Genomic DNA, 13,366 nt, shown 5'->3' with positions numbered 1-13,366 from the left:
TTTCCGAAATGCTCAGCCGGCCAGCCAACGCCTACCGTTCCACCGTATTTGTAAACACTGGCTTGTCAGAAAAAGGGCCCTCGGGCCCGCCGTAACGTCAGCCGTCGACACGCGCCAGAAACACCCGCGTCACCCGTCGCTCTTCAACCTTGAGGACGGTCATGCGCCAGCCCTGCCACTCATGGCTGTCACCGATCATCGGCAGGCGATCCAACAAGCTCACCACCAACCCGGCCAGGGTTTGATAGTCGTCGGTCGGTTGCGCCGCAAATCCGGTGCGTTGCCGCACCCGCGCCAGGTTCAAGGCACCACTGACCACAAACCCGCCGTTGTCCTCGATCACATCCGGACCTTCGATCTCACTCGCATCGGGCAACTCGCCGGCAATCGATTCCAGAATGTCGGTCATGGTCAGCACCCCGACGAAATCCCCGAATTCATTGACCACAAAAGCGATGTGGGTCGATGCCTTGCGCATCTGCTCCAGGGCATTGAGGATCGAATAGCTGTCGAGCACATTGATGGTCTGGCGTGCCAGGTGCGCAAGATCAGGCTCGTTACCGGCCAGGTACTCCTTCAGCAGTTCCTTTTTGTGCACGAAGCCCAACGGCTCATCCACTGCACCGTCACGAATCAACGGCAGACGCGAGTAGGACGAATGCATCAACCTTGTACGAATGGCCTCGGCATCATCGTCCAGGTCGATATGATCGACGTCGGCGCGCACGGTCATCAGGGTTCGGATCGGCCGTTCAGCCAGTTGCAACACGCCACTGATCATCACCCGCTCGCGACGGTCGAACAGCTCTTCAGTCGGCGCTTCGCCGTTGTCCAACAGGTCGGCAATGTCTTCGCCGACCTCCTCCACGGCCAACTTGCGACCGCCCAGCAAGCGCATCACCGCGTGAGCCGTGCGTTCGCGCATCGGTCGCAGGCCCTGCATCGAACGCTTGCGGCGAGCCCGGGCAACCTGGTTGAACACCTCGATCAGGATCGAGAAACCGATGGCCGCGTACAGGTAGCCCTTGGGAATGTGGAAGCCCAGGCCCTCGGCGGTCAGCGCAAAACCGATCATCATCAAGAAGCCCAGACACAGCATGATCACCGTCGGGTGCGCGTTGACGAAACGGGTCAGCGGTTTGCTGGCGACGATCATCAGGCCGATGGAAATGATCACCGCGATCATCATCACCGCCAGTTCATCGACCATGCCCACAGCGGTAATCACCGCATCGAGGGAGAACACGGCATCGAGCACCACGATTTGCACCACGATCGGCCAGAACAAGGCGTAGGCCGTGTTGGGCGAGCGCTGGCCGACATGCCCTTCGAGGCGTTCGTGCAACTCCATGGTGGCCTTGAACAACAGGAACACACCGCCAAACAACATGATCAGGTCACGGCCGGAGAAGCTCTTGTCGAACACCTCGAACAGCGGTTGGGTCAGGGTTACCAGCCAGGAAATGCTGGCGAGCAGGCCCAGACGCATCAACAACGCCAGGGACAGACCAATGATTCGCGCACGGTCGCGCTGCTCAGGCGGCAACTTGTCGGCGAGAATCGCAATAAACACCAGGTTGTCGATGCCCAGCACCAGCTCCAGCACAATCAGCGTCAACAAGCCCAGCCATGCGGTGGGGTCAGCTATCCATTCCATATAAACGTCTCGATCTCGTCAGTGAATTCAGATTGCCGGGCACGGCAAGGCGCGGCGCAGAGGCCGGGAAACTGCAAGGACAAGGGCGTTTGGGTGCCGGGATAACGGGGGCTTGGCGTGCGTCAAGAACGCGCGTTGGTGCGAAGGGAAAGGGTAACCGGGAGGCTCCGTGAGGGTGTTCATGTAAGTCCTGAATGGAAAAAAGGACTTGGATCGTACAGTTGATCGGGATAATTCCTACAGCCGAAAATCATTTCAAAATCTGTAAAGGCTCTTTTGGAGCTACCCCGCTTTTCTTACCCAATCGATATACCGGAGAACCGCCGGTGATTTCTCAAACCGCCGATGGATCAACGCCAGCCACGACGATGCACTGCAATCCTTGATGGGCCGATACACCACGTTTGGCAAGCTGACATGGCCGACCACCGACTCCGGTACCACCGCCACCCCCTGCCCCAGGGACACCAGCGCGATCACCGCCACCAGGCCACCCGGCTGCGCCCCCAGCTTCGGCACAAAATCGCCCTGAGCGGCCACCTGCAAGGTGCCAACGACTTGTTCGGGGAGGATGAAGTTTTCATTCTGCAAGTGCGCCGAATTGATGACCGTCAGGCGGTTGAGCCACGAGTCCGCCGGCAACGCCAGCACAAAACCTTCGTCGCTCAGGCGTACGCCTTCGATGCCATCGGGCAAGGACAGTGGACAGCGGATGTAGCCCAGGTCGAAGCGCCCCTCAAGAATCATGTTCGGCAAGCTGGCCATGGGGCTTTCACGCACATTGAGGCTGACATCCGGGTATTGGCCGACAAAACCCTGCACCTGCTTTTGCAGCAGCCCCGAATACACCGCCGAAGCAACATAACCGAGTTCGATGTGCCCGATGTCGCCACGGCCGGCACGCTGGGCATTGCGCTGGGCCGCCTCAAATTGCCGCACCGTGGCTTCGGCCTCGATCACCAGCGCCGCGCCCGCTTCGGTCAAGCTGACGTCCCGAGCCTGGCGCAAAAACAGACGCGCCCCCAGTTCGGCTTCCATGTCCTGGATTTGCCGGGTCAAGGTCGGCGGCGCGATCCCCAATTGCTCGGCGGCACGGGTGAAGTTGCGGTGCCGGGCGACCGCGAGGAAATAGCGGAAATGACGAATGTCCATCGGTGCATTAGCTCAAAGGTAATGAAGTGACGAGGTACGCCTAACAAAGGCTCCGTATACCGGCGATAAGCTGCACGAAACCTCACAGTAGAGAACCCGTGCCATGTCCGTCAAACCCAGAGTGAGCAAGCAACTGACCTTACTTACCGCGTCGGCCGTGTGTTCGCTGATCGTGCTCGACACCAACATCGTCGCCGTTACCTTACCGAGCATCGCCCGGGATCTGGGGGCCAATTTCGCAGACATCGAATGGGTGGTCAGCGCCTACATGCTGGCCTTCGCCGCCTTGCTGCTACCCGCTGGCAGCCTGGCCGACCGCTTTGGCCGACAGAAAACCCTGATCTGGGGCCTGGGCATTTTCATTCTCGCGTCCCTCGGTTGCGGCGCGGCGCCAAACGCGTTGTTCCTCGACATCGCCCGGGCCATCAAAGGCGTCGGCGCCGCATTGTTGCTGACCTCGGCGCTCGCTTCGATCGGCCACACCTTCCACGATGAAGTGGAACGGGCCAAAGCCTGGGCGTTCTGGGGTGGCTGCATGGGCGTGGCCATGACTGCGGCGCCGACCCTGGGCGGGTTGATTACCGAATACGTTGGTTGGCGCTGGATTTTCTACCTCAACCTGCCCGTCGGCCTGTTCCTGATGTACATGGTCTGGCGTGCAGTGCCGCAATCCCGTGACGCTCAGGCTGCGCGCCTCGACCCATGGGGCAGCCTCGCCTTCAGCGCGAGCTTGCTGTGCCTGATCTGGGGCCTGATCGAAGCCAGCCGGATCGGCTGGAACAGCCCCCTCACCTACACCCGCCTGTTGGGCGGTGCGCTGTTAATGGGCTTGTTTGTGCTGTTCTAGCGCCTGCAACAGCGGCCGATGATCGACCTGCAACTGTTCAGGCATCCGCGCTTCATCGGCGCCCTGCTCGGCATGTTCGCCTACGCCGCGTGCGCCCAAGTGATGATGACCCTGCTGCCGTTTTACCTGCAGAACGGCTTGGGCTTCAGCGCCATTTCCGCGGGACTGGGCATGCTGCCTTTTGCCGTGACCATGTTGATCTTCCCGCGACTCGGCGCGCGCCTGGCCGGACGTGTAACCCCGGCGAACATGATGGCCATCGGCCTGACTCTGGTGGGCAGCGGCAACCTGCTCAGCGCCTGGGCGGTCAACAGTGGCGGCTACCTGCCCTTCGCCCTGGCGATCGCCGTGACCGGTGCCGGCGCCGGGTTGCTCAATGGCGATACGCAGAAAAACATCATGGCCTGCGTGCCGCGCGAGCGCACCGGCATGGCCTCGGGCATGAGCACCACCATGCGTTTCAGTGCGGTGATGCTGGCCATCGGCGTGTATGGTGCGCTGCTTTCCGGGCATAGCGAACGGCTGCTGCACGACAGCCTGTCGGCACAGGGCGGACAGTGGCTCGAGCAAACCCAGGGCGTCGCCTCGCGGGTGGTGGCCGGTGACATGCCGGCGGCGATGAGCCTGTTGCCACAAGCCGCGCGGCCGGTGGTGGAACCACTGGCGCGACAGGCGTTCGTGGGCGGTTTCAGCCTGTTGCTGTGGGTCGCCGGCCTGGCGGGATTATTGGGCGCAGGGGTTGTGGGAACGCTGATGCGCAAGCCGATTCCAGCGCAACGCTCAGCCTTGGTGCTGGAATGACACCCGGCGTCCAGGCCTGTGAGGAAGGGTTAGCCTGCCGAATTCATCTTTGAATGTGCAGTCCGACGATGAGGCAAGCCTGCGCACTGCGCATCTCAGCCGGGAAGCAATCCGTCGATATGCCGATAATCAGCCTGCAACTGCGCCGCCAGGGCCCGGCTGCGCCCGAGGCGAATCGGCCCGCGTTCGATGTCGATCACCAGCCCCGGACAGTCGAGCACGGGCAGCGTCGGCCAGTCCTTCAAACGGCCATCCGTGACCAGCAGCAACCGTTGCTGCTCCGCCGGGAAGCGCTTTTGCCGCGCGCCCAGCCAGCGCCCCGCTTCACTCAACGCCGCCAGCAACGGCGTGCCACCGCCGGCACCGAGCCCATCGAGCCAGGCGCGCAAACCGCTGGATGCCTTCAAGCCTTGCACCTGCCACTTCGGCTGCGTTCCGCTGGCGGTCAGCAAGGCCAGGCGCGCACGTTGGCGGTAAGCATCGTCGAACAGCTGCGCCAGCAAGCCCTTGGCATCACTCAAGGCGTGATGGCGACGCGTGGATGCCGACGCATCGACGATCACCAGCCACAGCTCCTGGGCTGAACGGGTACGCAGGTGGAACAACAGGTCATCGCGCTGACGTGGCCGGCCGTTCAGCAACGTGCCGGGCCAGTTGATCGAACCGTCGCGCGCGGCGTGACGCTTGCCCTGTTTGCCGTGATCGAGGCGCCCTGCGCGGGGTCTGGCATTCGCCCCCGCGTCTGAGCGAGGGCGAATGCCTAGGGCTTTTTTGGCCAGCTCGGCACTTCACGACGAGCCCCGACCGGCAGCGCCTGAGCGGGCATTTCGCCCCACTGCCCCTGGCCTTCGCCGGCGTTTGGCTGTTGACCGGCGTGGGACTGTTGCTGTTGGGGTGCCGGTGGCGCTTGCTCGTGACGGCGATGGCGCAACGCGAATTCGGCGACCGCATCGATATCTTCCACAGCGATGGCTCGCGCCCCGCGCCAGGCGGCATGGGCCCGCGCCGCGCGCAACCAGACCAGGTCGGCACGCAAACCGTCGACGCCGGCGGCAAAACAACGCTCGGTAATCTGCGACAGGGCGTCATCGTCGAGGGCAATGCTGGCCAATGTGCTGCGCGCCTGCTGGCAACGCTCGCGCAACGACTGCTGCTGGCCTTCCCACTCGGCGCAGAAGCCGTGCGGATCGGTGTCGAAGTCCAGGCGCCGTCGGATGATTTGCCCGCGCTCGGCCGGCGCGGTGTGACCACCGAGGGCGACGTTCAAGCCAAAACGATCGAGCAGTTGTGGGCGCAGCTCGCCCTCTTCCGGGTTCATGGTGCCAATCAACACGAACTTCGCCGAATGCCTATGGGAGATGCCGTCGCGCTCGACCAGGTTGGTGCCGCTGGCGGCCACGTCGAGCAGCAGATCGACGAGGTGATCAGGCAGCAGATTCACTTCATCGACGTAGAGCACGCCACCGTCAGCCTTGGCCAGCACGCCCGGGGAAAATTGCGCGCGACCTTCGCTCAATGCGGCGTCGAGATCGAGTGTGCCCACCAGGCGTTCTTCAGTGGCGCCCAAAGGCAAGGTGACAAACTGACCGCTGGCCAGCAGGTCCGCCAGGCCACGGGCCAGCGTCGACTTGGCCATGCCGCGCGGACCTTCGATCAACACACCGCCGATCTTCGGGTCGATGGCGGTCAGGCACAGCGCGAGTTTCAAATCATCGGCGCCGACCACGGCGGAGAGCGGGAAATGGGGGGTATCGGTCATTGTTCAATCTCGGTCATGGTCGGTGATTTCGAAAGCGGCGTGTCAGTGGCTATTGATGTGACTGACGCTCCATCGCGTGCAAGCTCGCTCCCACAGGGTCGGCGGTGTATTAACTGTCTTCTTCTATATCCAGCAACAGATTCTCCAACGCCTCGCGATATTCGCCCGGCGCTTTCCACATACCCCGCTGTTGCGCTTCGAGCAGGCGTTCGGTCATGTCGCGCAAGGCATGGGGATTGTGCTCGCGAACGAAGTCACGGGTATCGGGGTCGAGCAAATAGGCATCCGCCAGCAACGCGTATTGATGATCGTCGATCAACCGGGTGGTGGCATCGAAGGCGAACAGGTTATCGACTGTCGCCGCCATTTCGAACGCGCCCTTGTAGCCGTGACGCTTGACGCCTTCGAGCCACTTCGGATTGGCCGTCCGAGAGCGGATGACCCGGTTCAGTTCTTCCTTGAGCGTGCGGATTCTGGGCAGGTCCGGCTGGCTATGGTCGCCGTGATAACTGGCCGCCGTTGCACCACTGAGGCTTTCCACGGCGGCCAACATGCCTCCCTGGAACTGGTAATAGTCGTTAGAGTCGAGCAGATCGTGCTCGCGGTTGTCCTGGTTTTGCAGCACCGCTTGCACCTGGCTCAGGCGCTGGGCGAACTGCTCGCGGGCAGCGGTGCCTTCGTCGGAACCGCCGTAGGCGTAGCCACCCCAGTTCAGATACACCTCGGCCAGATCCTCGCGGCTCTGCCACAGGCGACCGTCAATGGCACCCTGCACGCCCGCGCCATACGCGCCGGGCTTGGCACCGAAGATGCGCCAACCGGCCTGGCGTCTGGCCGCGTCTTCGTCCAGTCCCGATTGCAACAACGCTTCACGTTCGGCGCGAACCTTGGCCGCCAGGGGGTTGAGGTCGTCGGGTTCGTCCAGCGCGGCGACCGCTTGCACGGCGGCGTCGAACAGGCGGATCAGATTGGCGAAGGCATCGCGGAAGAAACCCGAGACGCGCAACGTCACGTCGACGCGGGGGCGGTCGAGCAAACTCAGCGGCAGGATTTCAAAGTCGTCGACCCGCTGGCTACCGGTCGCCCACACCGGACGCACGCCCATCAGCGCCATGGCCTGTGCAATGTCGTCACCACCGGTGCGCATGGTCGCAGTGCCCCACACCGACAGGCCGAGCTGGCGCAGGTGATCGCCGTGGTCTTGCAGGTGCCGTTCGAGAATCAGGTTGGCTGACTGGAAACCGATGCGCCATGCCGTGGTGGTGGGCAGGTTGCGCACGTCCACCGAGTAAAAATTGCGTCCGGTGGGTAGCACGTCCAACCGCCCGCGACTCGGTGCGCCGCTGGGGCCGGCCGGAACGAAGCGCCCGCTCAGGGCATCGAGCAGACCGCGCATTTCGGCCGGGCCACAGGCGTCCAGGCGTGGCGCGACCACTTCGCGCAGGTTGTCGAGAATGGCTTGCACCTCGGTCCAACCGGCCTCCTGTAGGAGCGAGCTTGCTCGCGGGGGTGTGTCAGCCGCATTGATGTCAACTGACACACCATCGCGAGCAGGCTCGCTCCTACAAGGGGCATCCAGCGCCTGAGAGATCAGTTGTGTGGCAAACAGTTCCAGGCGTTCGCGGGTGTCGCCGGTAATGCGCCAGGGTTCATCGCTGATCGACAACAACGCATGCGGACGCGGCCCGTTCCACGGCTCGGCCAGTGCACAATCGAGCGGATCGAACCCCAGTTCAAAGGCTTTCGCCAGCGCCCTGAGCAGGCTTGATTGCGCACCACGCCCATCGCCACGGGGAATGCGCAGCAGTGCGAGCAAGGTGTCGATGCGCAGGCGCCCGGTCGGTGACTCACCGAACACGTGTAGGCCATCGCGGATCTGCGACTCTTTCAAATCGCACAGGTAGGTGTCCAGACGCGGCAACCAGATCGCCGCGTCGGCATCGCTGTCGAGTTGTTCGTCCAGTTGCAGTTCGCGGTCAATATGAGTGTCGCGCACCAGTTGCAGGATGTCGCGTTGCAACTCCCGGGCACGTCTCGGATCAAGCAGTTGCGCTTCGTAGTACTCATCCGCCAACAGCTCGAGATTGCGCAGCGGGCCGTAGGTTTCGGCGCGGGTCAACGGCGGCATCAAGTGGTCGATGATCACCGCTTGGGTGCGCCGCTTGGCCTGGGCGCCCTCGCCCGGATCGTTGACGATGAACGGATAGATATTCGGCAACGGCCCGAGCAACGCGTCCGGCCAGCAGTGTTCAGAGAGCCCGACACCCTTGCCCGGCAGCCATTCGAGGTTGCCGTGCTTGCCGACGTGGATCACGCCGTGGGCGCCGTAGGTGTTGCGCAACCAGAAGTAAAACGCCAGATAACCGTGGGGCGGCACCAGGTCGGGGTCGTGATACACCGCGCTCGGGTCCACCTGATAGCCCCGCGCCGGTTGAATGCCGACGAACGTCAGGCCGAAACGCAACCCGGCAATCATCATCCGCCCGGCACGGCACATCGGATCGCTCTCGGGTGCACCCCAGCGTTGTAGCACTGCCTGGCGGTTGGCTTCGGGCAGCGCGTTGAACATCTGCAGGTAGTCGACCATGGCCAGGCTTTGCTGACACGGGCGCTGGTCGAGGGTGTCAAGATCGTTGCTGACGCCGCCGAGCAGTTGCTGGATCAACGCGGTGCCGCTGTCCGGCAACGGCGCGGGCAAAGGATAACCTTCGGCCTGCAGTGCACGGAGGATATTCAGTGCCGCAGCCGGGGTGTCTAGGCCGACGCCATTGCCGATACGCCCGTCGCGGGTCGGGTAATTGGCGAGAATCAGCGCGACGCGTTTTTCGGCATTCGGCAGCCGCGCCAGATCAATCCAGCGCCGCGCCAGTTCGGCGACAAAGTCCATGCGTTCCGGTTGCGCGCGGTAGCAGACCACATCGGACTGACTGCGCTCACTGCGCCAGGCCAGGTCCTTGAAGCTGATCGGTCGGCTGATGATTCGCCCGTCCAGTTCCGGCAGGGCGATATGCATCGCCAGATCACGCGGGCCGAGCCCTTGTTCGCTGGCGCGCCATCCCGGTTCGTTATCCTGGGCGCAAATTGCCTGAATCACCGGGATATTGCGGCGAAACGGACGCAAATGCGGAGCTTCAGGACTCGATTGGGCGAAACCGGTGGTGTTGAGAATCACCGAGGCGCAGACCTCGTCCAGCCAGTCCTCGACCACCGACAGGCAGCCGGGTTCTTTCAAACTGGCCAGGGCGATAGGCAACGGATTCAACCCCGCTGCCTGCAAACGCTGACAGAAGACGTCGATGAAAGCGGTGTTCGCCGCCTGCAAGTGCGAGCGGTAGAACAGCACCGCCGCCACCGGTTGATCGGTCCGCCATTCGGCTTGCCAATCACTCAGTTGCGCCGGACTTTTGTGTGGGTGGTAGATCGCCGTGCGCGGCAAGGCTTGTGGCTCGGACCAGGCGTAATCACGGCCCAGCCAGCGATTGGCCAGGCAGCGAAAAAAGCCCAGGGCATTGCCCATGCCACCTTGACGCAAAAACTGCCAGAGTCTGTCGCGGTCCTCAGCACCCACGGTGCTAAGGTCGCTGAGCTCCGGGTCCGGACGATCGTCACCCGGCACCAGAATCAGCTGCACCCCGCGCCGGGAAAGCTCTACCAAGCGCTCTACGCCATAACGCCAATAGGCGATGCCGCCGTGCAGCGAGATCAGAATGACCTTGGCGTGGCGCAGCACTTCGTCGACGTACAAATCGACCGAAGCGTGATTCTGCACCTGCATCGGGTTGGCCAGGCGCACGCTCGGGTAATCGTCAGGCAACTGCTGGGCCGCTTCGGCGAGCAGCGCCAGGCTGGAATCGCCGCTGCACAGGATCACCAGCTCGGCGGGGGTTTGCCCAAGGTCGGCAATGTTGTCGTCCGACACGAAACCGCCGGGCTGAGTCCTGAGCAGGTGCATGGCTTATACGCTGAGCGCGGCGCGCAATTGCGTTTCGAGCAGCGCGGCGTCCAGCGCCTGGCCGATCAACACCAGACGTGTGGTGCGTTCTTCTTCGCGCCCCCACTGACGGTCGAAGTGCTTGTCGAAACGAGTGCCCACGCCCTGGATCAAAAGGCGCATCGGTTTATTCGGGATCGCCGCGAAGCCCTTGACCCGCAGGATGCTGTGCTCCACCACCAATTGCGTCAGCGCGTCCATCAGCAAGCTCTCGTCAGAGGCTGGCAGTTCGATGGAGATGGAGTCGAAAGCGTCGTGATCGTGGTCGTCGTGATCATCATCGTCGTGGTGATGATCGTGATGGCTGTGGCGGCTGTCGATGTGTTCTTCGGAACCGGCGCCCAGGCCGATCAGAACGTCCAGTGGCAGGCGACCGCTGCTGGCTTCAATGACTTTCACCGCAGGCGGCAACTCTTCAGCGACTTCCAGGCGCACGCGGGCCAGGTCTTCCGGGCTGATCAGGTCAGCCTTGTTGAGGATTACCAGGTCGGCGCTGGACAACTGATCGGCGAACAGCTCGTGCAGCGGCGATTCGTGGTCCAGGTTCGGGTCGAGTTTGCGCTGGGCGTCCACCTGATCCGGGAACGCGGCGAAGGTGCCGGCGGCCACGGCCGGGCTATCGACCACGGTGATCACCGCGTCAACGGTGCAGGCGCTGCGGATTTCCGGCCACTGGAAGGCCTGGACCAGCGGCTTTGGCAGCGCCAGGCCGGAGGTTTCGATGAGGATATGGTCGAGATCGCCGCGACGGGCAACCAGTTCGCGCATCACCGGGAAGAACTCTTCCTGAACGGTGCAACACAGGCAGCCGTTGGCCAGTTCGTAGACGCGGCCATTGGCTTCTTCTTCGGTGCAACCGATGGAGCACTGCTTGAGGATTTCGCCGTCGATGCCCAGCTCGCCGAACTCGTTGACGATCACCGCGATGCGACGCCCTTGAGCGTTGTCGAGCATGTGCCGCAGCAAGGTGGTTTTGCCCGAGCCGAGGAAGCCGGTAACGATGGTGACGGGGAGTTTGGCCAGTGTTTTCATCGGATGCCCTTTGGCAAGGTGGCGGGCATACGGGACGAGAACCGGCAACGCCTGTGCGCGCCGGAAGCGTTCGCCACCGGATCACCCCGCCCGGTTGTAGTGAGAATCTGTTCGAGGCAGGTCTCCTGGCTGACGGCGTGCCAGTCGCTTGACTGGCGTTGGCTGCGCCTTCCCGCGGGCTCAGGACCTGAGCGTGCAGTGGCGTGGCAGCGAACATCACCGTTCACAGTTGCGGGGGCAGCCGCGGCATTGACCGCGTTCCCTTCTTAGCTTCGGCAAACGCCGAAGAACCTCGAAAGCGCAAGGCTACGCATCGTATTGGGGCGGGTCAATGTTCATGCTGAGTTCTACAGCGCCTGCTCGCGAATCAAGCAACTCAGTCCCGAGTTGAGAACACTTGCCAATTGACGCCCCACCTCTGCCCATGCTCTCCTACACGCCTTGTTACGGGTGCCCTTCACAGGGTGAAACGGGAAACCGGTGAATCATGTGCTTTACTCTAAAGCCATGTCAGTCCGGTGCTGCCCCCGCAACGGTAAGCGAGCGAAGCGTCAGATCCACTGTGCCAGTGCGGCATGGGAAGGTGATGCTTGCAGGTTCAGGCGATAGCCAGCACCCCTCGTGAGCCCGGAGACCGGCCCGCAACACAAAGTGAACCTTACAATCACTGAATGACAAACCCGCGGTGGGCGGGCGCTGTTCGAACCTCTGCGCGCTCGCTCGTGCAGGGATTTGCATGCGCTCCCATTCCCCGCTGACAGAACTGAGGGAAGCGCCATGTCGATCATCAGCACCACCGGCCACAGCACCACCGCCAGCAGCACCACAACCCTGACTCAACGCCTGACCGCCGCCGTGTGTGCGTCGATCCTTGGTGCGTGCCTTGTGTATTTCGCCGGCTTCTCGCACATCGAGGCGGTTCACAACGCCGCTCACGATACCCGTCACAGCGCTGCCTTCCCGTGCCATTGAGACCTGTCGACATGATCAAGCGTATCGCGCAAACCGCGGGGTTCACGGGGCTGCTGGCCGCCCTGCTGCTGACCCTGCTGCAAAGCTTCTGGGTCGCTCCGCTGATTCTGCAGGCCGAAACCTACGAAAAATCCGAACCCGCTGCTGTTGAAGTCCACGAACACGCCGCTGGCGTCGCCGCTCACACCCACGATGCCGAAGCCTGGGAGCCGGAAAACGGCTGGCAGCGCGTGTTGTCGACCACCGGCGGCAATCTGGTGGTGGCTGTCGGTTTCGCCCTGATGCTCGCCGGCCTGTACACCTTGCGCGCGCCGACCAAAACCTCTCAGGGATTGCTCTGGGGCCTGGCCGGTTACGCGACCTTCGTGCTCGCGCCGACCCTTGGCCTGCCGCCGGAACTGCCAGGCACCGCCGCTGCCGACCTGGCGCAACGGCAGACCTGGTGGATTGGCACCGCCGCTTCAACCGCTGTCGGCATCGCGCTGATCGCTTTCAGCCGTCACTGGCTGATGAAAGTCCTCGGTGCAGCCATCATTGCCGTCCCTCATGTGATTGGCGCACCGCAGCCGGACGCGCACTCGATGCTGGCACCGCAAGCACTGGAAACCCAATTCAAAATCGCTTCGCAGCTGACCAATGTCGCGTTCTGGCTGGCCCTGGGCCTGATCAGCGCCTGGCTGTTCCGCCGCAAGAGCGATGGTCAATACCACGCATGACCGATACCGGCACAGCGCCGACCCTGGTGGTCGGCCTGGGCTGCCAACGGGGCTGCCCCGTCACCACGTTACGGGCGTTGCTCGATCAGGCGTTGCAAGCGCACCAGATCGAATTGCATCAGATCAAGGCCCTGGCCAGTATCGACTTGAAGCGAGATGAGCCGGCCCTTGTCGAGCTGGCCGAGCAACTCGCGCTGCCACTGACGTATTTCAGCAGCGAACAGTTGGCCGGCTATGAGCCACAACTCAGTCATCATTCGCAGATCGCCTTCGAGCGAACCGGCTGCTACGGCATAGCGGAAAGTGCCGCACTGGCCCTGGCCGAGCAGTTGACCCATTCGCCGGCCAAACTGCTGATCAAGCGGCAGAAATATGCCCAGGCCACCTTCGCATTGGCCTGCTCGACGTAAAATCCTCGATAATCCGCGCTTTCGATCAT

General features: G+C 62.8%; 9 protein-coding genes, 1 pseudogene and 2 riboswitches. Of the genes and pseudogenes, 4 read left to right on the top strand and 6 right to left on the bottom strand.

All coding sequences use genetic code 11. From position 1 onward, the window contains the following. Positions 1 to 97 precede the first annotated feature (97 nt). Together ACX3YD_RS13690 and ACX3YD_RS13685 are read right to left on the bottom strand one after the other, a co-directional pair. Positions 98 to 1,657, bottom strand: coding sequence for a TerC family protein (locus ACX3YD_RS13690; protein WP_458960263.1), 1,560 nt, complete (start codon positions 1,655 to 1,657; stop codon positions 98 to 100). Positions 1,658 to 1,939: 282 nt separating this feature from the next. After that, the gene (locus ACX3YD_RS13685) at positions 1,940 to 2,809 is read right to left on the bottom strand and encodes a LysR family transcriptional regulator (protein WP_458960262.1); all 870 of its coding nucleotides are present in this window, start codon (positions 2,807 to 2,809) and stop codon (positions 1,940 to 1,942) included. A 103-nt stretch (positions 2,810 to 2,912) separates the two neighbouring features. On the opposite strand from ACX3YD_RS13685, the pseudogene ACX3YD_RS13680 reads away from it, so the two are divergent. Further along, positions 2,913 to 4,457, top strand: a pseudogene (locus ACX3YD_RS13680) (MFS transporter). A gap of 95 nt (positions 4,458 to 4,552) precedes the next feature. Here ACX3YD_RS13680 and ACX3YD_RS13675 read toward each other — a convergent pair. The 4 genes from ACX3YD_RS13675 to cobW form a co-directional block, all read right to left on the bottom strand. Then, positions 4,553 to 5,098, bottom strand: a complete 546-nt coding sequence (locus tag ACX3YD_RS13675; RefSeq protein WP_458960261.1) for a vWA domain-containing protein — start codon at positions 5,096 to 5,098, stop codon at positions 4,553 to 4,555. Positions 5,099 to 5,217: 119 nt separating this feature from the next. Next, positions 5,218 to 6,216: an ATP-binding protein gene (locus tag ACX3YD_RS13670; RefSeq protein WP_458960260.1), complete on the bottom strand. Its 999-nt coding sequence runs from the start codon at positions 6,214 to 6,216 to the stop codon at positions 5,218 to 5,220. Positions 6,217 to 6,325: 109 nt separating this feature from the next. Continuing rightward, the gene (gene cobN, locus ACX3YD_RS13665; RefSeq protein ID WP_458960259.1) at positions 6,326 to 10,168 is read right to left on the bottom strand and encodes a cobaltochelatase subunit CobN; all 3,843 of its coding nucleotides are present in this window, start codon (positions 10,166 to 10,168) and stop codon (positions 6,326 to 6,328) included. A 3-nt stretch (positions 10,169 to 10,171) separates the two neighbouring features. Beyond that, positions 10,172 to 11,239 carry a cobalamin biosynthesis protein CobW gene (cobW, locus tag ACX3YD_RS13660; protein ID WP_458960258.1) on the bottom strand — a complete coding sequence of 356 codons (1,068 nt, stop codon included), beginning with the start codon at positions 11,237 to 11,239 and terminating at the stop codon, positions 10,172 to 10,174. 98 nt (positions 11,240 to 11,337) lie between these two features. Then, positions 11,338 to 11,549: riboswitch (cobalamin riboswitch) on the bottom strand. Between the two features lie 121 nt (positions 11,550 to 11,670). Next, a riboswitch (cobalamin riboswitch) is annotated at positions 11,671 to 11,896 on the top strand. 120 nt (positions 11,897 to 12,016) lie between these two features. Between cobW and ACX3YD_RS13655 the strand changes: the two genes are divergently transcribed. From ACX3YD_RS13655 to ACX3YD_RS13645, 3 genes are read left to right on the top strand one after another with little or no spacing between them, the layout of a single operon-like run. Continuing rightward, the gene (locus tag ACX3YD_RS13655; protein ID WP_458960257.1) at positions 12,017 to 12,211 is read left to right on the top strand and encodes a CbtB domain-containing protein; all 195 of its coding nucleotides are present in this window, start codon (positions 12,017 to 12,019) and stop codon (positions 12,209 to 12,211) included. An 11-nt stretch (positions 12,212 to 12,222) separates the two neighbouring features. Beyond that, positions 12,223 to 12,927, top strand: a complete 705-nt coding sequence (locus ACX3YD_RS13650; RefSeq protein WP_458960256.1) for a CbtA family protein — start codon at positions 12,223 to 12,225, stop codon at positions 12,925 to 12,927. Further along, on the top strand, positions 12,924 to 13,337 hold the full coding sequence (locus ACX3YD_RS13645; RefSeq protein ID WP_103405765.1) for a cobalamin biosynthesis protein: 414 nt from the start codon (positions 12,924 to 12,926) through the stop codon (positions 13,335 to 13,337). The genes ACX3YD_RS13650 and ACX3YD_RS13645 overlap by 4 nt, the downstream gene beginning before the upstream one ends. Positions 13,338 to 13,366 lie beyond the last annotated feature (29 nt).

The sequence above is a fragment of the Pseudomonas fluorescens group sp. PF-1 genome (genome assembly GCF_054481335.1).
The sequence above is the reverse complement of the archived record's forward strand: the minus strand, read 5'-3'. Positions and strand labels throughout refer to the sequence as shown.

Bases quoted from the DNA above. Each gene is read 5' to 3' on its own strand.
- ACX3YD_RS13650 (WP_458960256.1), top strand. From the start codon at position 12,223: ATGATCAAGCGTATCGCGCAAACCGCGGGGTTCACGGGGCTGCTGGCC.
- cobN (WP_458960259.1), bottom strand. From the start codon at position 10,168: ATGCACCTGCTCAGGACTCAGCCCGGCGGTTTCGTGTCGGACGACAAC.
- ACX3YD_RS13645 (WP_103405765.1), top strand. From the start codon at position 12,924: ATGACCGATACCGGCACAGCGCCGACCCTGGTGGTCGGCCTGGGCTGC.
- ACX3YD_RS13670 (WP_458960260.1), bottom strand. From the start codon at position 6,216: ATGACCGATACCCCCCATTTCCCGCTCTCCGCCGTGGTCGGCGCCGAT.
- ACX3YD_RS13655 (WP_458960257.1), top strand. From the start codon at position 12,017: ATGTCGATCATCAGCACCACCGGCCACAGCACCACCGCCAGCAGCACC.
- ACX3YD_RS13685 (WP_458960262.1), bottom strand. From the start codon at position 2,809: ATGGACATTCGTCATTTCCGCTATTTCCTCGCGGTCGCCCGGCACCGC.
- cobW (WP_458960258.1), bottom strand. From the start codon at position 11,239: ATGAAAACACTGGCCAAACTCCCCGTCACCATCGTTACCGGCTTCCTC.
- ACX3YD_RS13690 (WP_458960263.1), bottom strand. From the start codon at position 1,657: ATGGAATGGATAGCTGACCCCACCGCATGGCTGGGCTTGTTGACGCTG.